At 39.7% G+C, this 18,129-nt stretch carries 15 protein-coding genes; 7 read left to right on the forward strand and 8 right to left on the reverse strand.

Annotation, left to right across the window (positions count from 1 at the left end; translation table 11 throughout):
* The first annotated feature begins 1 nt into the window (after nucleotide 1).
* The 3 genes from TEGAF0_RS11830 to TEGAF0_RS11840 are packed head-to-tail and all read left to right on the forward strand — an operon-like array spanning nucleotide 2 to nucleotide 4,452.
* Nucleotides 2-1,174: a hypothetical protein gene (locus TEGAF0_RS11830; protein ID WP_264898498.1), complete on the forward strand. Its 1,173-nt coding sequence runs from the start codon at nucleotides 2-4 to the stop codon at nucleotides 1,172-1,174.
* Between the two features lie 20 nt (nucleotides 1,175-1,194).
* Entirely contained in the window at nucleotides 1,195-3,015 is a 1,821-nt protein-coding gene (locus tag TEGAF0_RS11835) for a DNA polymerase III subunit gamma/tau (RefSeq protein ID WP_264898500.1), read from the forward strand.
* A gap of 30 nt (nucleotides 3,016-3,045) precedes the next feature.
* Nucleotides 3,046-4,452 carry a hypothetical protein gene (locus TEGAF0_RS11840; protein WP_264898502.1) on the forward strand — a complete coding sequence of 469 codons (1,407 nt, stop codon included), beginning with the start codon at nucleotides 3,046-3,048 and terminating at the stop codon, nucleotides 4,450-4,452.
* 12 nt (nucleotides 4,453-4,464) lie between these two features.
* On the opposite strand, the gene TEGAF0_RS11845 is transcribed toward TEGAF0_RS11840, so the two are convergent.
* Complete coding sequence (locus TEGAF0_RS11845) at nucleotides 4,465-4,908, reverse strand: metal-dependent transcriptional regulator (protein WP_264898503.1); 444 nt, start codon at nucleotides 4,906-4,908, stop codon at nucleotides 4,465-4,467.
* Nucleotides 4,909-5,031: 123 nt separating this feature from the next.
* On the opposite strand from TEGAF0_RS11845, the gene TEGAF0_RS11850 reads away from it, so the two are divergent.
* From TEGAF0_RS11850 to TEGAF0_RS11860, 3 genes are all read left to right on the forward strand, one after another.
* A complete protein-coding gene (locus tag TEGAF0_RS11850; RefSeq protein ID WP_264898504.1) occupies nucleotides 5,032-7,170 on the forward strand; it encodes a TonB-dependent receptor plug domain-containing protein in 2,139 nt (712 codons plus the stop codon).
* Nucleotides 7,171-7,231: 61 nt separating this feature from the next.
* Nucleotides 7,232-7,441: a CDGSH iron-sulfur domain-containing protein gene (locus TEGAF0_RS11855; protein ID WP_264898505.1), complete on the forward strand. Its 210-nt coding sequence runs from the start codon at nucleotides 7,232-7,234 to the stop codon at nucleotides 7,439-7,441.
* Nucleotides 7,442-7,469: 28 nt separating this feature from the next.
* Nucleotides 7,470-7,829 carry a CoA-binding protein gene (locus TEGAF0_RS11860; protein WP_264898507.1) on the forward strand — a complete coding sequence of 120 codons (360 nt, stop codon included), beginning with the start codon at nucleotides 7,470-7,472 and terminating at the stop codon, nucleotides 7,827-7,829.
* Nucleotides 7,830-7,861: 32 nt separating this feature from the next.
* Here TEGAF0_RS11860 and TEGAF0_RS11865 read toward each other — a convergent pair whose 3' ends face one another.
* Nucleotides 7,862-9,709: an outer membrane protein assembly factor BamB family protein gene (locus tag TEGAF0_RS11865; protein ID WP_264898509.1), complete on the reverse strand. Its 1,848-nt coding sequence runs from the start codon at nucleotides 9,707-9,709 to the stop codon at nucleotides 7,862-7,864.
* Nucleotides 9,710-9,782: 73 nt separating this feature from the next.
* Here TEGAF0_RS11865 and TEGAF0_RS11870 point away from each other — a divergent pair, with 73 nt between their 5' ends.
* Nucleotides 9,783-11,336, forward strand: a complete 1,554-nt coding sequence (locus TEGAF0_RS11870) for a YifB family Mg chelatase-like AAA ATPase (protein ID WP_264898511.1) — start codon at nucleotides 9,783-9,785, stop codon at nucleotides 11,334-11,336.
* Nucleotides 11,337-11,356: 20 nt separating this feature from the next.
* On the opposite strand, the gene TEGAF0_RS11875 is transcribed toward TEGAF0_RS11870, so the two are convergent.
* From TEGAF0_RS11875 to ubiE, 6 genes are all read right to left on the reverse strand, one after another.
* Nucleotides 11,357-12,706 carry a flavin monoamine oxidase family protein gene (locus TEGAF0_RS11875; RefSeq protein WP_264898513.1) on the reverse strand — a complete coding sequence of 450 codons (1,350 nt, stop codon included), beginning with the start codon at nucleotides 12,704-12,706 and terminating at the stop codon, nucleotides 11,357-11,359.
* A gap of 4 nt (nucleotides 12,707-12,710) precedes the next feature.
* Nucleotides 12,711-13,862: a carbon-nitrogen hydrolase family protein gene (locus TEGAF0_RS11880; RefSeq protein WP_264898515.1), complete on the reverse strand. Its 1,152-nt coding sequence runs from the start codon at nucleotides 13,860-13,862 to the stop codon at nucleotides 12,711-12,713.
* 25 nt (nucleotides 13,863-13,887) lie between these two features.
* On the reverse strand, nucleotides 13,888-15,201 hold the full coding sequence (locus TEGAF0_RS11885) for a MutS-related protein (RefSeq protein ID WP_264898517.1): 1,314 nt from the start codon (nucleotides 15,199-15,201) through the stop codon (nucleotides 13,888-13,890).
* 24 nt (nucleotides 15,202-15,225) lie between these two features.
* The gene (locus TEGAF0_RS11890; RefSeq protein WP_264898519.1) at nucleotides 15,226-16,569 is read right to left on the reverse strand and encodes a dihydroorotase; all 1,344 of its coding nucleotides are present in this window, start codon (nucleotides 16,567-16,569) and stop codon (nucleotides 15,226-15,228) included.
* Nucleotides 16,570-16,644: 75 nt separating this feature from the next.
* Nucleotides 16,645-17,367 (reverse strand): type IX secretion/gliding motility protein PorT/SprT, encoded by a 723-nt coding sequence (gene porT, locus TEGAF0_RS11895; protein ID WP_264898520.1) that lies wholly within the window; start codon nucleotides 17,365-17,367, stop codon nucleotides 16,645-16,647.
* Nucleotides 17,340-18,083 (reverse strand): bifunctional demethylmenaquinone methyltransferase/2-methoxy-6-polyprenyl-1,4-benzoquinol methylase UbiE, encoded by a 744-nt coding sequence (gene ubiE / locus TEGAF0_RS11900; protein ID WP_264898521.1) that lies wholly within the window; start codon nucleotides 18,081-18,083, stop codon nucleotides 17,340-17,342. The genes porT and ubiE overlap by 28 nt, the downstream gene beginning before the upstream one ends.
* Nucleotides 18,084-18,129 lie beyond the last annotated feature (46 nt).

The raw sequence follows: 18,129 nt of genomic DNA on the forward strand, positions 1-18,129 counted from the left end.
TATGCAAATAGCAGAAGTAAACAATCCGCAGTTAGCCTGGGACTTTCTGGAAGTGAATGCCATGATGAATGCCGGAAATGCCAACTACATTCGCGCGCTCAATAATGAAGTGAATGAGGTTTTTGATCCTGCCAAAAATAAAAATTTCAAATGGGGCAAAGCAAAACGCTGGGTGGCTTTTGCAGATAATGGAGAGCCCATTGGAAGAGTTGCGGCATTCACCAATGAAAAATACATCAATAAGGGAACTGAATTTAAAACAGGCGGTGTTGGTTTTTTTGATTGCATCAATGACCAGGCAACTGCGAATGTTTTGTTTGATACCGCAAAAGAATGGTTGATTTCGGAAGGAATGGAAGCCATGGATGGCCCAATTAATTTTGGGGACAGAGATAAATGGTGGGGATTGATGGTGGAAGGCTTTGAGCAGGCGCCCATGTATGGAATGTCTTATAATCCCTCTTATTATAAAGCCTTGTTTGAGGGATATGGATTCAAAAATTACTACAATCAGTATTATTATTACATGAATGTAGATGACCCGCTTCCTGAAAAATTTCCTGAAAGGTATGAGAAGTTCAATGCCAAGCCAGGCTATGCTGTTAAGCATATAAAATTGCAAAACCTTGAAAAGTACGCTGGCGATTTTGCAACAGTTTATAATGCGGCTTGGGCGCAACATGGAGAAGCAAAGGAAATTACCAAAGAACAGGTAGTCAAGCTCTTCAAAAAAATGAAGCCCATAATGGACGAAAGAGTAGTGTGGTTTGCTTATTACAAAGAGGATCCGATTGCTATGTTTATTAATATTCCTGATTTGAATCAATATTTTAAGCATTTTAACGGGGAGTTTGGATTATTACAAAAGCTGCAATTGTTGTGGATGAAGTGGCGGGGTACCAATAAAAGATTAACCGGTCTGGCTTTTGGGGTGGTCCCCAAATACCAGGCACTAGGTGTAGACAGTTATCTGATTTATGCTGCTGGTCTTCAATTGCAGGGGAAAGGCTGGTATCTTCAGTACGAAATGGGCTGGGCGGGCGACTGGAACCCTAAAATGGTGAATATTTATAAAAGCCTTGGCGGAAAGCAAAGCAGACAGATGGTGACTTTCCGATATATTTTCGACGAAAAATATCCTTTTGAAAGGCATCCTGAGATGGATTATAAATAAGTTATATTGCAGCAATTTCTATGGAGAATTTTGTAGTATCAGCCCGTAAATACCGTCCTCAGAACTTTAATACAGTTGTGGGGCAGCAACATATTACCACCACCTTGAAGAATGCCATTCGCAATCAGCAACTGGCACACGCCTTTTTGTTCTGTGGGCCACGTGGTGTAGGTAAAACCACATGTGCCAGAATTTTGGCGAAGACAATCAACTGTACCAATCCAACATCGGAAGGCGAAGCTTGTAATACTTGCAGTAGCTGTGTTTCCTTTGATGCAGGTACTTCCATGAATATTCATGAACTGGATGCGGCCAGTAATAACTCAGTAGACGATATCAGGGCGCTAGTAGAACAGGTGCGTTTTGCTCCGCAAGCTGGTAAGTACAAGGTATATATTGTGGACGAGGTACATATGTTAAGTTCCAGTGCCTTCAATGCATTTTTGAAAACCTTAGAAGAGCCGCCACCTTTTGCCATATTTATTTTAGCAACTACCGAGAAGCACAAAATTCTACCTACCATTTTAAGTCGATGTCAAATCTTCGATTTTAAAAGAATCACAAATAATGATACGGTAGAACATTTACAAGAAATAGCTACCAAGGAACATATCAATGCTGAAAAAGCAGCATTACAAGTGATTGCACAAAAGAGCGAAGGCTGTATGCGTGATTCCTTAAGTATTCTAGATAAGATTGTCAGTTTTACCAATGGAACAGTAACGTATCAGAATACACTGGAGCACCTGAATATTTTAGATGAAGATTATTTCTTCCAATTGTTGGATTGTATGCAGCAACAGGATATGGCGGGAGCTATGTTGCTGTATGATCAGATCAATCGTAAAGGATTTGAAGGGGATCTTGTATTGAATGGGTTTGCGGAATTTATTCGCAACCTGTTGGTTTGTAAAGACGCTAAATCCGCTTCTTTGCTAGAAGTAGTAGAAGGGATGCAACAAAAATACGAGCAGGTAGCAGCACATACTTCCTTGAGTTATCTGGTGAGTGCGCTGAATATTCTGAACGATACAGAGGTTAACTATAAAATGGCGCGTAACAAAAGATTGCATGTTGAACTCGCGTTAATCAAACTTAGTTTTTTACAACAAGCGATTGAATTGAGCCAGGACAAATCGGGGGTATCAAAAAAAAAACGGGTTGATGGTCCTATAGCTTTTAGAGCCAGACCTATTCAATCTCTGGTACCACCAGTTCCTACGAATACGGCATCCACTGCCGGTAATGCAAAAATTTCTTCAGGAACTGAAGCTTCAGCAACAAGCCAGCAATCGGCCCAAATCAATCAGGCTCCTTCTGCTAAATTGTATGTTGAGCAGACAGCACCTGCTGTGACTCCTCCGCCAGGCACATTAAAGACGGGTCCAAAAAAATCTTTGCTTGAAGCATTAAAAGAAAAAGCAGGTGCAGCATATGAGATTGAAGAAGTAAAGGAAGCGAAGCCTCTTACAGAAGAGACATTGCGCTCCTTCTGGGAATCTTATATTAAACAACTGGAGCAACAATTGAAACACTCTGCAGTTGGTACATTCAAGATTGCCAGTTTAGAAATCGATAACGATATTCATTTTACTGTAAGGGTATCTGCTGTAACTGCACAGAAATTTATTGAGTCTGAGAAGTTGGTCTTATTAGAGCAGTTGCATGCTCAGTTTAATAATCGTGCTATCAATTTTACTATACTGGTAGAAGAAGGTGAAAAAGAAGATGTTCCATTGCATATGCGCCTCAATAGCAAACAAAGATTTGAGCGCATTGCAGAACAGTACCCATTGGTGAAAGAACTTCGCGACAGGCTGCGTTTAGAAATTGACTATTGATGCTTATATTTATATCGCAATAATCAATCTATGTTAAAACCTTATTTCTTTTTCCTGCTGGCGTTATGTTCAGTTGGTGTATTTGCGCAGCCTAATTTTTCTAGACTTACTATTGAAGAAGCTGCAAAAAAAGCTGATAAGGAAAATAAATTGGTAATGCTGGTAATTACATCGGAAAAATGTGTTCAGTGTAACGACGTTGCTGAGGCAGGATTGGTGGCTGCAAAAAATAGTATAGATAGCAATTGTATTTTAATTCAGCAACCTCGGTTTCCTGTTGAGTTTAATGCAGCAAATTCAATCTATACAGTACCTAAAGATTTTTTTGGTATTATTTGGTTTGATGCACAGTTAAACATTTTACAAATATTACCTTCAAGCTCTACATCGTCGTATCCCTATATTCAAGGTATTCAACGTGCCAAAGCAGAATTGCGTTCGAATAATGGTTCGTTTAAAGAATTGAAACAAAATTATTATAATAAAGTTGGTGATTTTGTAGTGATTCGAAAGCTTGTAGACAAAGTACTAAAGATTGGATTTGAACCTCATTCCAATCTTATTGACGAACTCACACAAAAGGCACCTGATGATTCAGCAACTGCTATCAGTTTTCTTCAATATGTTTTGAGATGCGCCCCTATTGTTGGTTCTACAGCACAAAAATTTGTAGAAAAGCAAAGAGATAATTACATGATGGCTTGGTATAATATGCCTTTGAGAGAACGTCAGGTTATTAATAGTAGAATTTCCTTTAAGTCTATCAATAAAGCAATTGAAGATAAAAACCTTCCTTTTGCGTATCAAGTTGCTTCATTTAGGCAAAACACTTTTACTACCGATAAGCCTGAAGAAGGGCCTAAAGCCAATATGCAGTTAATGCTCACCTATTATAAAGGCGTTAATGATACTGTTAATTATATGCGTAATGTATTTTCTTTTTATGAACGTTACTTCATGAATATAAAGCCTGAAGATATTCGCAAAGAAGATTCATTGGCGCAACTAAAGTTGCTCAATACTACTGGTTCGGGGATTCCCCCTGAAGTTTTTGCTCAAATTCCAGATAGCATTCGTAATAAGTTAGGTAAAACTGTTCGTGTTCAAGGCGTACAACGAAGTGTGATACCATTTGCACCCCGAGGGCAATTTTATGCCAATGCGTTGAATGAAGGAGCATGGGATGTATATACTTTTTCTAAAAATCCTGCATACTTAAGTAAGGCCTTAATATTAGCTAAACGCGGATTAGAGTTTTATGAATCAGCAGAATTGATGGATACTTATGCAAGGTTACTATATAGAACAGGCAATAAAGCCGAAGCCATTAATTGGGAAGAAAAAGCTATTAAACTAAGATCTACTATGCGTTTTTCTGCTGCAGCATTTGAAACAGTATTGAATAAAATGAAACAGGGAGAAGTAAATATCGATTAAAGTTTTCTTTATTTATTTTTTATTAAGCGGCCACTCGCCCTTAGCATTTGGAATGGGGTCTCCATGTGGATCGGAGGAAGGATAATTTAGAAATTGATCAAGCTTATCAATCAATTTTTTACTCTGGATATGTTCCAATTGTTCAGCAACTTCATGTACTTCATCCCAGTTAAAAGACAGTTTTTCGTGTAAGAATGTTTCCCAAAGGCGGTGTTTTCTAACGATTTCTATGGCCCTTTTTTTGCCTTCTTTGGTTAAAGAAGACTTGCCGTATCGTTCGTATTGAATCAGTTTTTTATCCTTTAGCTTTTTCAGCATATCATTTACAGAAGCAGGTTTCACCCCCAGGTGGGCCGCAATTTCATTGGTCCCTGCTTCTTCCTTTTCTCCAACTTCAATAGTGAGCTTAAAGAGTCCTTTTAAATAATTTTCTTCTGTATACGACAATACTTGCATGGGTTAAAAATACGCTAAAATCAAAATAAATATTTGTTAGGCTCGTCTAACATTTATAGTTTTACCCCGTAATAAACCAAAACAATTCTGTTAATGTCTTTTCCGCAAGTAATACAATTAGTAATGCGAAGATGCTTTTGCGCTGCATATGCTTTGTTTTTACTTGTTCTGATACTGCCAGTTTGCCTTATTGCACAAGCCAGAAAAGACAGTTCAAAAATTGTAGCAGCAGATACTTCCCAATTGTTAAAGCCCATGAGCCGTGATCTGGACGAAGTAGTTGTAACGGGTACAATGAAAGAAGTAAAACGAGTGGAAAGCCCTGTACCTGTTGAAGTATACAGTGCTGCTTTTCTGAAAAAGAATCCAGCCTTCCATGTATTTGAAGGATTGTTACACGTTAACGGAGTTAGGCCACAGAACAATTGCAATATTTGCAATACAGGTGAAATTAAAATCAATGGACTACCGGGTGCTTATACAATGGTATTGATTGATGGTATGCCCATTGTGAGTGCGCTCTCAACTGTTTATGGATTATCAGGTATTCCTGCTTCCATGATAGAAAGAATTGAAATTGTAAAAGGCCCAGCTTCTTCATTGTACGGAAGTGAAGCCATCGGAGGACTGATCAATATTATCACTAAAAAAGTAAGTGATAAGCAAAGTATCGGATTAGATCTAATGACAACAACCTGGGGAGAAACCAATACGGATCTTGCATTCACCAATAAAGTAGGAGCAAAGGCCCATGTTTTAACTGGCATTAATTACTTTAATTATTCAAATCCCGTTGATCAGAATAAAGATGGATTTACCGATTTAAGCTTACAACAGCGGATTAGCCTATTTCAAAAATGGTCTATACAGCAAAGGCAAAATCGCCAATTCAATTTAGCTGCGCGGTATTTATATGAAGACCGATGGGGTGGCCAAATGAACTGGAACAAAAATTACAGAGGTACAGATGTAATATATGGCGAAAGTATTTATACTAATCGGGTGGAATTGATGGGAAATTATCAACTGCCTGTTAAAGAAAAGATGAATCTTGCTTTTTCGCTGAATCACCATCACCAGAACAGCATGTATGGAAATACCTTGTACATGGGCAAACAGCAAGTGGCATTTGCTCAAATTACTTGGGATAAAAAAATAAGGAATCACGACTGGTTGTTAGGTGCTGCTGCACGCTATACTTATTACAATGACAATACGCCTGGCACAGGCGCGCCGCATCCCGGCAGTTGGGGATTGCAACCACAGAAAGTAGTATTGCCAGGGCTTTTTGTACAGGATGAAATTACCCTGAATGATCAGCATAAAATATTGCTGGGGCTTCGATACGATTATCACTCCAAACACGGAAATATAGTAACACCAAGGTTGGCATATAAGTACACTTTTAATCCACAGCAATTCCTACGATTGAATATTGGAACGGGCTTCCGTGTAGTAAATTTATTTACCGAAGACCATGCCGCATTGTCCGGTGCAAGAAAAGTAGTGATTGCTGAACAGTTACAACCAGAAAAATCTTTTAATATCAACCTCAACTATATTCATAAGCTCTACGGTAGAAACAGTAATGTCACTACATTAGATGTATCAGCCTTTTATACCTATTTCAATAATCGGATTGTAGGTGATTTTGAAACCGATCCCAATCAAATCATTTATACCAATTTGCAAGGTCACGCCATAAGCAAAGGTGTTTCGGTAGGGGCAGATATTGCATTGCAGAATCGCTTGAAATTGAATCTCGGCGGAACCTATATGGATGTGGCTTTGTATCAAAACGGGCAAAAAGCACAGCAGATACTGACAGAACGGTTCTCTGGAACCTGGACCTTGTCTTATAAGTTTCCGGCAATTCATCTGGATATAGACTATACGGGTAATATTTACAGCCCCATGCGTTTGCCTTTGCTCGGACCGCTCGACCCGCGACAGCCATACTCCCCCTGGTATAGCTTACAAAATATTCAGTTCAGTTTTCATTATTGGAAAGGAATGGAACTCTATGGAGGCATCAAAAACCTCCTTAATTTTCTGCCCACACGTTACAGTCCTTTTTTGATTGCCCGTGCGCAGGATCCCTTCGATAAAAACGTGCAGTTTCAACCCAATGGTCAGGTGCTGGCCACATCAGATAATCCTTATGCACTGAGTTTTGATCCCACTTATATGTTTGCGCCTAATCAGGGAATTCGGGGCTTTTTAGGAATTCGCTATACTTTTAAACAATCATTTATACACTAATTAATACTGTTGTGAATACCATGGGTATTTACTTCCGCGAAAGCATTCGTATCTTTATACCATGGAACAAGAACAAAAAACAACACAAGACGCTATAGATATCATAGTAAAGCCTTTCGGACAAATCGTTGTTACGGCTAAAATGAATATTCACAAACCCGATGGAACTATAGATGTAAAAGAAAAAGTTTCTTTCTGTGGTTGCGGATTATCTAAAAACAAACCCTATTGTGATGCCTCTCACAAGGAATTGTTGAAAGACAAAGTGTAAATAGTAAAAGGGGAGTAAAGTATTTTAAATGAAAAAGACAGTAGTGCTGGGTGCCTCTGATAACCCAGCCCGATATAGTTTTGAAGCAGTAACCCGTTTACGCAGGTATGGGCATGAAGTAGTTGCGGTGGGAAGGAAAGCTGCTGAAGTAGCGGGGGTTACTATTGTAACAGAACCACCCACAGTAGAAAATGTAGACACGGTTACATTGTATTTAAATCCAACAGCGCAAGAAAGCTATTACGATTATATTTTGTCTTTGCATCCCAAGCGCATCATATTTAACCCAGGTACAGAAAATGATGCATTGATTGAACTGGCTGAGCAAAACGGAATTGAACCTGTTGAAGCCTGCACGCTCGTGATGTTAAGCACGGGCCAGTATTAATTGAATAGAGCCCTTTAATTGAACAGCGCCCTTTAGTATTGCAAATCTAACAACGCAATTTTCCCATCCATTGTGGAAGCTACTAATTCGTTGGCGTTACCAAAGTTCACTGTATTCACCATGGAGTTATCAATTTTATATCGCCACAATTTCTCTCTAGTATAAGGATCGATAGCGTAAATAATTCCATTTTTCGTTCCAAAATATACTTTGCCTTCTTTTTCAATGGGCATGGAGGGAACATGCTCGTAGCCAATGCCAAAATCTTTTTTCCAGGCAAGGTTCTGCGGATTTCTTCCTGTTGGAAATACAGCAAATCCGTCGCTCATAGTTTTGGTATAAAGCCATTTTCCGTCAGCTGAAATGCCAATGGATTCGCGTACAGTGGCTTCCTTAGTTCTCCATAAAGTATTGCCTGTTTGCATGTCAATAGCAGATAAATAGCGATCTGGTGCAACTATATAAACAATGTCATCTTGCACCACAGGAATACAGGAAGCCGGAGCAAAATTTCTAACCATGGATCCATTATTCCATTTCCAGGCAAGTGTTCCATTGAATGCATCTAGCGCATACAAATGCCGGTCCCATGATCCAAAAATAATTTTACCATTACTGAAAACAGGAGTGCTAACAACAGGGCCTTCCAATGCATTATAACTCCATTTCTGCATTCCTGAATTCAAATCCAGGCATCTGAAATGGTGATCACTGCCGCCAATATATACTTTGTTGTCATAAATCAGTGGAGAGCCCAACACAGCAGCTTCTGCTTTGAACTGCCAGATGATTTTTCCATTGGTATGATTCAGACAATAAATGGTTCCATCGCCAGAAGCAACCACCACTTTGTTTTGATGGATGGCGGGGCTTGAATAAATCGCGCCCTTAGTTTGGTGTTTCCATTTTCTTTTACCGCTTGCTTTATCTATGGCTTCAATAGTACCTAAACTATTCCCTACAATTACCAATTGTTGTGTAATGGCTGGTGTTGAAATGATATTGGCTTCTGAAGCATATACCCATCTTGATTTTACCGAAGGAAAACTGTCATTCATGGTATAAATGGGTCGCGGATATTCTTTATTGCTGAATTTATTTTCTGCCAAGTCAATACCTGTCCAAGGTTTTTTAGTTTCAATACCTGGTGTACGCTCTGCAAAAACCATAGAGTCAGATCTTACTTCCACAATATTGTATCCGCCATAAGCCGCTTTGGCTCTAAGATTAGAGCGACCTACCACAGCAGGAATTTCTTCATAATCCAGTCTTCTATTGGTATGCCAATGACCACTTAAAACGGCCAGTGTTCTGTGTTGTTTTAATCTATCTATAGCTTCATACCAGTTATCTAAATCTTTGTCTAAGGGGTAATGGTTTAAAAATACAATCGGTTGTTTGGAATCCAGTTTTTTCAATTCCTTGTCTAACCAGTTAACCGCATCTCTAGGAATATGCCCATCGCTCATTCTTACATAAGGCCCGGACGCGCATCCTAGGAACTGAATGCCATTAAAAGAAAAACTGAATTTATCGTACCCGAAGATTTTACCAAAACTTACACCGCCACTTTCGCTCCATCCGGTATCATGGTTACCTGCTAAAATATAATACGGCACTTTTAGAGCAGATAAAATTTCTTTTGCCAATTGTATTTCTTCATCTGTTCCCAATTCTGTAATATCTCCGGTGAGCACTACAAAAGCAATCTCTGGCATGCTATTGATGTCGGCTACCGTTCTGCGTAAATCTTCTTCAGCACTTCCGTTGGGCGACCCAATATGCGTATCAGAAATAAATGCAAAGCGAAAAGGAGACCACTGTGCCTGTGCAATGTTTACGACACAAATGAATAGCAAGAAAAGCAACCGTTTTTTCATGGACGAAAGTTAGGTATAAACACGTTTATTTTTCTGCATATAATCGCTGATTTTGTGATACTAAACCATAACTATGTTCGTAAAAGTCTTTGGCAGTTCTGTGCAAGGCATTGAAGCCATCACCATTCGTATAGAAGTGAATGTGAGTATGGGGCAGGGCTATGCTGTTGTAGGGTTGCCAGATAGTGCTGTAAGAGAGAGCCTGCACAGAGCAGAAACGGCTATAAAGAATATGGGATATCATATGCCGCGTACCAAAGTAATTGTGAATTTGGCACCAGCAGGAATTAGAAAATCAGGAACTGCACTGGATTTGCCCATTGCCTTAGGAATCTTAGGCGCAAGCGATCAGCTCAGCAATACAGCGCTACTAAAAGATTTTATGGTAATTGGAGAACTCAGTTTAGATGGCAAAGTGAATGGTATAAATGGGGTATTGTCCATGGCCATGCAAGCAAAAAAGGAAGGCTTTAAAGGATTGATTATACCTAAGGCAAATGTAGCGGAAGCTAGTTTGGTAGAGGGTTTGGATATATGGGGTGTACAATATTTACAAGAACTGGTGAAATTTTTTGAAGGAGAAAATACATTGATGCCAGTGACCATTCGTGGAAATGAAGCATTGCAACAAAAACCCATTGATCATGATTGCGATTTTAAAGAAGTAAAAGGACAAAAGCTGATTAAAAGGGCAATGGAAGTTGCTGCTGCCGGGGGACATAATATTATTTTGATGGGGCCTCCTGGTGCAGGCAAAACCATGTTGGCGAAAAGACTGCCTAGTATTCTTCCACCGCTGAATATCAACGAAGCATTAGAGACAACTAAAGTGTATAGTGTAGCGGGTAAGTTAACGGAACAGACAGGGTTGATTTGTTGGAGACCTTTTCGTTCTCCGCATCATACCCTTTCTATGATAGCAATGGTAGGGGGTGGATTGAACCCGTTGCCTGGCGAAATTTCCCTTGCACATCACGGCGTGTTGTTTTTAGATGAACTACCAGAATTTTCTCGTGAAGTATTAGAAGTATTAAGACAACCCTTGGAAGAAAGATTAATCTCTATTTCCCGAAATAAAATCACGCAATCTTTTCCAGCTAATTTTATGTTGGTGGCTGCAATGAATCCCTGCCCCTGCGGCTACTATAATCACCCAGAAAAAGAATGTTCCTGCGAATCGGGTCAGGTGAATCGGTATTTAAATAAAGTTTCTGGTCCTTTACTTGATCGCATTGATTTGCATATTCAAGTGAATGCACTGCCAATAGAAGATATGGCAAAAGAAACGGAAGAAGAAGACTCTGCAATTATTCGTGAGCGAGTTGTTAAAGCCAGGGCTATTCAGTTGGCTCGTTATCGCAAACAGAAAAATATATATACCAATGCGCGAATGACATCCGCACTTTTAAGAAAGCATGTAGTATTAGATAATATAAGTGCAGAACGACTTGCTACAGCCATGAAATCACAAAACCTAAGTGCCAGGGCCTATGACCGAATTTTAAAAATTAGCAGAACCATTGCAGACCTGGCTGGTTCTGAACAAGTTCAAAAGGAACATTTGTTGGAAGCTATTGGCTATCGGTCCTTAGATAAATCTAATTGGGGAAATGGCTATAAAAAATAGTCTTAGGGCAATGACAATTTTTATACTAAAATTTCTTTCGCTGCTCGCTCACCACTTCTAACAGCACCTTCCATATAGCCGTTGAATTGCGTACTGGTTTCGGTTCCGGCCCAATGTATGCGATCGAAAGGCTTGGATAAGGAGCTTTGGTATTGTGTGAGTATTCCCGGAGGAAACATGCCTGCATAACATCCTTTCGTGAAGGGCTCTTCTGTAAAACTTTTATCGGTATAGTATTCTAACTCAGCAGCAGCGAGTCCAAACATTCGCACGAATCCAGCCTTAACCAATTCTTGTCTTTCTGCAATATCGTGTTGCATCAGTTGCTTTGCTTTTTCGGCCAGACTAAATCCCATCAGAATGCCCTTGCTTCCATCCCAAGGTGAGTTGTCAAAAACTACGGAAGTCATTTCATCGGGTGCCGCCACCAAACCATTTTTAAATTCCTTTCTCCAGAAAGGAGTAGCATATACCGCATAGCATTTAACCACGCTTCCCATGAAACTAGCTTTCATTAGATTCCATTGTGCTTCCGGAACAGCAGGGCTGAAATCTAGGTCCGTTGCGGCTACTGGCGGAATGGCAACAATGCAATGCGAAGTAGAGAAACTAAATCCATCTCCTGAAACCCTTACTCCGTTTTCATCCTGGATAATTTGGGTTACTACTTTTTCATACTGTATGGCAGAGCCTAATGTTTCAGCCATTTTAATGCAAATACTTTGTGCGCCGCCTTTAATTCGATCCTGCTGCGCTCCTTTATGAATATTCATCAGGTAGTCTAAGTTGCCACTACTCTTTATGTAAAACAAAGCATGCAAAAAAGAAAGGGTGGATGCATCTGTAGCAAAAACGGCTTCAGCAGAAACGGCAAACATTTTTCTGGCTGTTTCATTTTTCATCTGTTGATTCATCCAGTCTGCCAAACTCATGGAATCCCATTCCGCTGCATGCGGAGAGGCAAAAGGTTTTTCCAGATCAATGGTTTTTGCCAGCTTATTAATTTTTCGAATGGCGCGGTCTACACTTAACAATGCAAACAAGGGAAGGGGTGGAATAATGCCTTTGTATAATTTGTGTTTCCCGTTCAACAATAAACTACTTTTTCCTGTATCGTGTGTGTGAAAAGTATCGATACCAAACTCTTTGGCCAATGCATACATGCGTTCATGGCCCGGGCCAATCCATTGTCCCCCTAAATCGGTGTACTGATCTGCTGTAAAATATTCCGTGAGAATTCTGCCACCACATCGATTGCGGGCTTCGAGCAATAAAATTTTTTTACCTTCTTTCTGTAAAGCTAGACCAGCAGCTAATCCTGCATAGCCTGCTCCAATAATAATTACATCGTACGAAGAATGAGTAAGCATGTATCTAGTATAACCACTGGTTCACAATTCTTCCAGTGTCAGTGGTAGGGGGTAGTACAGTTAAAGCATCGCGGGTTAATACCAATACACGGCCTTCGGCTTTCTTGCCCCACATATTTCCCGTGAAGAATACATTCATGCCAAAAGGAATATGGGCTTTACCCGCACGAGGGCCCATAGAATATTTTTGCCAGGCTTCTCCTTCGGTAATTTTTTTATAATCAGATGTATCTACGTCTGAAGGCGCCTTGAAGCCATTGTATCCATTCCAAGGTGCATTCCACACCGAGTCTACCGCTCCTAAAGAAGGCACGGCAATCATTTTTATATCGTCAGTTAGTTTGGAATACGCTTCTGGATACCAGCTATCAGCACAAATTAATACAGCTAGTTTACCAGCTGGGGTAGTAAATACGGGTACCTGATTCTTATCGCCCGGAGTAGTAAATCCGGCTTCTTCGTCTATCGGAAATATTTTCTTCACCAGCGGAGCCTGAATTTTTCCTTCAGGATTATACACAATGCTGGTATTGTATAATCTTCCTCTTTCAATTTTTAGTTTACCTGCTTCATCCAATGAGGGCTCAGGCAATACAATGGATCCAGCTACAATGGTTACTTTAAATTCCTTTGCTAGTTCACTGAATATTTCATCAAAGGTTTGTGCCACAGGTTTTGCTTTCATAGCAAATGCAGCGTATTTGTCTTTGTCTTTGGTTCCTGAAGGAGCGGTCATATAAGCAACACCGAATTTGAAAATATTGGCAGTAATTACAGCGGTCATGGCATCGGTTAAATTTGTATGCTCATACACACTGCTTTTCTGTTCCATCGCAACCAGCCAACTACCAATATATTCTGGGAAAATAATAACCGTTTTTGCATTGATTAGGCCCCTTGCATTGGCAGCCTGCAGATAACTGCGCAAATTGTCTTTCAGGGTAACTTTATTGGAATAGTGAATTGGATTGAGTGCAGATTGTATACCTAACAGATTGCCGTGACCGGCATCATTGCCAAGGCTAACAATTGCACTCGAATCTACTTTTGTAGTAGCTAATACCTTGAATGTAGGTGGCACGTCAATTACTACCCATACATTGTAAAGGGCAACAATAATCATGGAAATACCTACAAATCGTACAAGGAATTTCATGCTGTCTTAATTTATAGTCAAGGTACTATAAATTTTCTAACATTTGAACCACGCCCTCTCTTTTTAAAATGAGGTATCCCAGTCGGTCATTGCTGATGCCTTCTTTTAATTGGTAGCTAAATAAAAGCTGATCGTCTTGAATAGCAGTTTCAAAATAGCGAAATTGAATATTGGGGTAATGTTTTAATTGATGCCCTATTTCGTATAAATGGGTTGATAAAATAAACAGGGCATTGGGTAGTTTTCTTAACCCTTCAATTACAACAGTACTGCATTTCACTGCATCTTCCTGATTGGTTCCCTTGAAAAGTTCATCAATCAGAATCAGCCATTTTTTGCCATCGCTGATTCGCTCAATGGTTTTCTTAATGCGCTGTACTTCGTTGAAGAAAAAACTCTCTCCCTTCATAATATTGTCCGAAACCTGAATATTGCTTAAGATACCATCCAATCGGCTGATTTTCATTTTTTTAGCAGGAACTCCCATGCCAATATGCCCCATATAGGCAGCTAGACCTGCGGCTTTAATGAAAGTACTTTTACCAGCCATGTTTGCTCCTGTGAGAAAAATAAAGTTCGCTGACTGATTTAATTTTACTTCATAGGAAACAGGTACTTCCAATAAAAAATGATACAAGCCTTCTGCTTCAATACAAGGTTCATTGGTTTCAATTACTTCAGGATAAGTGAAATGAAATTTTTTGGCGGCTTTGGCTAAACTGATATAGGCATCTAACTTGCTGTGAATCTCAATCAATTCTTCTGTGGCATTCTTGAATCGGGTTCTAATGAACTGGGCAAATTTTAAAATGGTGGTAGGGCTAAGACTTTTTTTATTCGTCTGAATCATATCCTGCACCATTTCTTTGTTTAGTAATTGACGAATGCGTTCTGCGGTTTGGTTTAGCCAAATAGAACCATTGTCCAGGGTGATCAAAGCCGCTATTTTTTCCATACCCTGCACAAAGTCCAGCGCATGCTCTACGGTAAACTTTGACAGGGAGTAATCTGCCAGATTTAGATATTTATACACTAAGGCACTAACTATCCCTATGTCAGAAGGATAATTATTAATGGGAGACTCAAAGAATTTTTCCATCACCAATACCGTTCCGTTCGAAGGGCTTACTGGATATTGATCCATAATGGATCCCAATTGTTGAATTGTTAATTGGGTTTGTTCTATGGCTTTTACCGACTCCAATGGGTGGGCAAGTAAATATCGAAGATACTCCCTGCCCCCATTGGTTAAGGTTAAATTGATATGATGGAATACTGACTGGAATTCTTCTGAATGAAAAACAGAAAGGTCCTGTAAAGTGACTTTGTCTACTTGCATGCGCAGTGTTTGGGTTGAGTTCGATTAATCTCTGCTGAATTTCAATCTTTCACCCCACTTAGATTCATCAAACACGCCATTTCCATAAACCATATGCCCATTTACAAATGTTTTTTCAATAGTAGCCGGGAAAGTCATTCCTTCCATAGGACTCCATCCACATTTGTAAAGAATATTCTGCTTGTTAACGGTATAGGGTTTATTCAAATTTACCATCACCAAGTCTGCCTTATATCCTTCGCGGATATAGCCTCTGTCTTGTATCTGAAAACAGTCCGCCACTGCATGGCTCATTTTCTCAACTACTTTGGTTAAAGGGATTCTGCCTTCTTTCACATAATGCAACATCAATTGTAATGAATGCTGAACAAGTGGCAGTCCGGCATGAGCATGTTCGTAGTCTTCCTGTTTTTCTTCCCATGTATGAGGTGCGTGGTCGGTGGCAATGATATCCAATCGATCATCTAACAATGCCTTCCACAATGCTTCCTTGTTATGTGGTGCTTTAATAGCAGGATTACACTTGATTTGATTACCCAAACGATCATAGTCATCAGCCGTAAAATGCAAATGATGTACACATACTTCTGCCGTGATGCGCTTGTCCTTTAAAGGAATCATATTGGTAAACAACTGCAATTCTCGTTCGGTGCTGATATGTAGTATATGCAAACGACTGTTATTTCTTTTGGCAAACTGAATGGCTTTAAAAGACGATTCAAAACAAACTTCATCATTACGAATAATGGGATGATCGGCTGCCGTTAATTTTTTTCCGGTGGCTTTTATTTGTTTCAAGTTCTCAGTAAATAAAGTTTCTTCTTCACAGTGGGTAGCAATCAGTAGTTCTGATCCACCAAATACTTTCTCTAATTGTAAAGTATTGTTCACCAATAAATTTCCTGTGGAAGAACCCATGAAGATTTTAATTCCGCATACATCCTGTTTTTTCTTATTCACTTTTAAAATCTCTTCGATATTGTCATTGGAAGTTCCCATGAAAAAGGAATAGTTGGCCAATGAACATTCAGCAGCCCTGCTGTATTTTTGTTCCAGTAAGTCAACGGTAATGGCAGCTGGAGAAGTATTGGGCATTTCCATGTAGGACGTAGTACCTCCTGCAACAGCCGCTTTGGCTTCAGTATATAAATTTGCTTTGTGCGTTAAGCCGGGCTCTCTAAAATGAACCTGGTCGTCAATCACTCCGGGCAATACATGTAATCCTGTTCCATCTATTTCCTGGGCTCTGGCTTTAATACTGATGTCTCCGCCAATTTTTTCAATTCTGTCTTTGCTTATGAGAAGGTCGCCTTCTATGATGTTACCTTCATTTACGATGCTCGCGTTTTTGATGATAATATGTTCCATGCTGCAATTTATTCAATTGACAGCATTCAGCCCCAGCCTTCTATAGATAATAGTTATACTTTTTAAAAGGTAGACTTAATCCTCTAAATGAAGGGAGAAAACAATCATTCTGGATTGAATTTTCTCCAAAACGTTGGAATATTTAAGCGCTGCATCCGTCTGGTGCATATTAGAGAGGCCGTAGCTGATTTTGATTTCCGGAGAGACAGTTACAAAGGGCAGATAAAAATTAAACCCAATCCCTGCTTCCAGTCCAAAATCGTTTCTTTTTAGTTTGATTAAATCATCCGCGTTTCTGGCTGTGGAGTTGGAGGAAAGATCAATATCGTAGCGTACACCGCCAATCAGGTAAGTTCTGAAGTTTCCTATACGGTCTGAACTGAATTTTAAATGAAAGGGAAAGCTTACTAGTGTAGAGGGAAGACTCTGTATCTGCGTACTTCCTTCACCTAATCTTGTGCTTCCTAGCTGATAACGGATGCTTCTGGCCCCTCCAATAATGAGCTGGGGGTTCGCTCGAATCTGAAAGTGTTCGCCCAATCTTCCCGTTGCCATTAAGCCCATATTGATTCCTCCGCTTGAGCCAGGCTCTGCTACCAGTATACTATCGGTCTGGGTAAATTGCTTGGATTTGTTTACCTGTAAATAAGAACTATTGTATCCCAGCGTGATGCCGAAATAATACAACTGGTCCTCCCGATTGATCCGGTGTAATTGTTTTTGAGCAAAGCCATACTGAGCAAGACCTAATAGGCCCCATACCAGCAGAACTATTTGCTTCCGCAATAAATAGTGCATATGCCGAAACTTAGTTTCTTCAAATAGGTTTGGGTAAAGCCTGCTTCATTCAAAATATTTAAGAATTGATTTCCCTCAGGGAAAGCCTGTACACTATCGTTCAGGTATTGGTAGGCGTCTTTGTTTTTAGAGAATACCTTTCCAATAGAGGGTGTAATATAGTTCATATAGAATTGATACAATTGTTTAAATCCTAAAGAGCTGGGTTTGGAAAATTCCAAAATCACAGCCTTACCTCCAGGTCTCAAAACGCGGTACATTTCTTTTAAACCCTTGCTCAAATCCTGAAAATTGCGCACCCCAAAGGCAACGGTGATGGCATCGAAATAATCGTTCTCAAAACGAATATTTTCACTATCACCAGTATATAATTGGATGGTATTTTCAAGTCCCTTCGCTTTTATTTTTTCTCTTCCAAAATTTAACATGCCTTCAGAGATATCAATACCGATAATCTGTTCGGGTTTTAATATTTCCTGAGTCAACAAGGCAACATCCGCAGTGCCTGTAGCAACATCCAGTATTTTTTTAGGAGCCAACTTCTTCAACTCTTTAATGGCTGTTTTTCTCCAACCAACATCAATACCCACGCTAAGAAAACGATTTAGAAAATCGTAACGGTGTGCAATATTGTTGAACATATCAGCTACCTGTTCTTTTTTTGCCAGGTCACTATCTTTAAAGGGCACTATTTCGTCGTGCGCAAATTTCGCCATGGGCCAAAGATATTCATTTTAAGCCCTGCAATCCTTTCTGTTCATG

Source organism: Sediminibacterium sp. TEGAF015 (assembly GCF_025997995.1).
In the GTDB taxonomy this organism is placed as follows: domain Bacteria; phylum Bacteroidota; class Bacteroidia; order Chitinophagales; family Chitinophagaceae; genus Sediminibacterium.

Coding starts and splice junctions, on each gene's coding strand:
- TEGAF0_RS11865 (WP_264898509.1), bottom strand. CDS start 9,709: ATGAAAAAACGGTTGCTTTTCTTGCTATTCATTTGTGTCGTAAACATT.
- TEGAF0_RS11880 (WP_264898515.1), bottom strand. CDS start 13,862: ATGAAATTCCTTGTACGATTTGTAGGTATTTCCATGATTATTGTTGCC.
- TEGAF0_RS11850 (WP_264898504.1), top strand. CDS start 5,032: ATGCGAAGATGCTTTTGCGCTGCATATGCTTTGTTTTTACTTGTTCTG.
- TEGAF0_RS11870 (WP_264898511.1), top strand. CDS start 9,783: ATGTTCGTAAAAGTCTTTGGCAGTTCTGTGCAAGGCATTGAAGCCATC.
- TEGAF0_RS11885 (WP_264898517.1), bottom strand. CDS start 15,201: ATGCAAGTAGACAAAGTCACTTTACAGGACCTTTCTGTTTTTCATTCA.
- TEGAF0_RS11860 (WP_264898507.1), top strand. CDS start 7,470: ATGAAAAAGACAGTAGTGCTGGGTGCCTCTGATAACCCAGCCCGATAT.
- ubiE (WP_264898521.1), bottom strand. CDS start 18,083: ATGGCGAAATTTGCGCACGACGAAATAGTGCCCTTTAAAGATAGTGAC.
- TEGAF0_RS11845 (WP_264898503.1), bottom strand. CDS start 4,908: ATGCAAGTATTGTCGTATACAGAAGAAAATTATTTAAAAGGACTCTTT.
- TEGAF0_RS11875 (WP_264898513.1), bottom strand. CDS start 12,706: ATGCTTACTCATTCTTCGTACGATGTAATTATTATTGGAGCAGGCTAT.
- TEGAF0_RS11835 (WP_264898500.1), top strand. CDS start 1,195: ATGGAGAATTTTGTAGTATCAGCCCGTAAATACCGTCCTCAGAACTTT.
- TEGAF0_RS11830 (WP_264898498.1), top strand. CDS start 2: ATGCAAATAGCAGAAGTAAACAATCCGCAGTTAGCCTGGGACTTTCTG.
- TEGAF0_RS11840 (WP_264898502.1), top strand. CDS start 3,046: ATGTTAAAACCTTATTTCTTTTTCCTGCTGGCGTTATGTTCAGTTGGT.
- TEGAF0_RS11855 (WP_264898505.1), top strand. CDS start 7,232: ATGGAACAAGAACAAAAAACAACACAAGACGCTATAGATATCATAGTA.
- TEGAF0_RS11890 (WP_264898519.1), bottom strand. CDS start 16,569: ATGGAACATATTATCATCAAAAACGCGAGCATCGTAAATGAAGGTAAC.
- porT (WP_264898520.1), bottom strand. CDS start 17,367: ATGCACTATTTATTGCGGAAGCAAATAGTTCTGCTGGTATGGGGCCTA.